Genomic DNA, 1,406 nt, shown 5'->3' with positions numbered 1-1,406 from the left:
TTATCGGCTGTGGTCTCGGTCAGGCGGTGGGTCGTCTGGGCGGTGGCTGTGGTGGGTGTGTTGGCGTTGTTCCCCGCTGGTGCGGCCAGGGCGGACAACCCGATCGTTCAGACGGTCTATACCGCTGATCCGGCTCCGCTGGTCTACAACGGGCGGGTGTATCTGTATACGGGGCATGACGAGGACGGCTCGACGTACTTCACGATGAAGGACTGGCGGGTCTGGTCGTCGACGGACATGGTGAACTGGACCGATCATGGTTCGCCGCTCAGTGTGGCCACGTTCAGCTGGGCGAAGTCGGATGCGTGGGCGGGTCAGACGATCTACCGGAACGGCAAGTTCTACTGGTATGTGCCGACGACGAATCGGTCGAGCGGGCGGATGGCCATCGGGGTGGCGGTCTCCGATAGTCCTACCGGGCCGTTTCGGGATGCGATCGGGCGTCCGCTGGTGGAGAACGGTGAGATCGATCCGACGGTGTTCATCGATGATGATGGGCAGGCGTATCTGTATTGGGGGAATCCGCATCTGTCGTATGTGCGGTTGAACTCCGACATGATCTCTTACTCGGGTGGGGTGTCGCAGATTCCGCTTACTACGGCGGGGTTCGGTACTCGGACCGGGGATGCGAACCGTCCGACGTTGTTCGAGGAGGGGCCGTGGGTTTACAAGCGTAACGGCATCTACTACAACGTGTTCGCGGCCAAGTGCTGTTCTGAGTTCATCGCGTATTCGACGGCGACGGGTCCGACGGGGCCGTGGACCTATCGTGGGACGGTGATGCCGACGCAGGGTGGTAGTTTCACCAACCATCCCGGTGTGATCGATTACATGGGTGGGTCGTATTTCTTCTATCACAATGGTGCGTTGCCGGGTGGTGGTGGTTATACGCGTTCGGTGGCGGTGGAGAAGTTCACCTATGGTTCGGGTGGGACGATCCCGACGATCAACATGACCACGACGGGGGCGCCGCAGATCGGGACGCTGAATCCTTACGTGCGTCAGGAGGCCGAGACGATCGCGTGGGAGTCGGGGGTGGAGACCGAGCCGTCCAGTGAGGGCGGGATGAACGTCGGCTGGATCGAGAACGGCGACTACATCAAGGTCAAGGGTGTCGCCTTCGGCTCCGGTGCGACGTCGTTCACCGCGCGGGTGGCCTCGGGGGCCGGTGGCGGGCGTATCGAGGTCCGCCTGGACAGCGCCACCGGCACCCTGGTCGGGACGTGCACCGTCGCGGGTACCGGCGGGTGGCAGAACTGGACGAGCGTGTCCTGCCCGGTGAACGGCGCGACCGGAACACACGACCTGTTCCTCCGCTTCACCGGCGGAAGCGGCACCCTGTTCAACATGAACTGGTGGCAGTTCAACGGCACCGGCCCAACCCCCACACCCACCCCCACACCCAC

1 protein-coding gene is annotated in these 1,406 nt (G+C 63.2%); it reads left to right on the top strand.

The annotated features are described in order from the left end of the window. Positions 1 to 51: 51 nt before the first annotated feature. On the top strand, positions 52 to 1,406 hold a 1,355-nt coding region (locus AB0B72_RS40260), incomplete at its 3' end, for a glycoside hydrolase family 43 protein (protein ID WP_367745068.1).

The organism is Microbispora sp. NPDC049125 (assembly GCF_040802045.1).
In the GTDB taxonomy this organism is placed as follows: Bacteria; Actinomycetota; Actinomycetes; order Streptosporangiales; family Streptosporangiaceae; genus Microbispora.
Note: the sequence above shows the minus strand (reverse complement) of the source record. Positions and strands in the feature narration are given on the sequence as shown.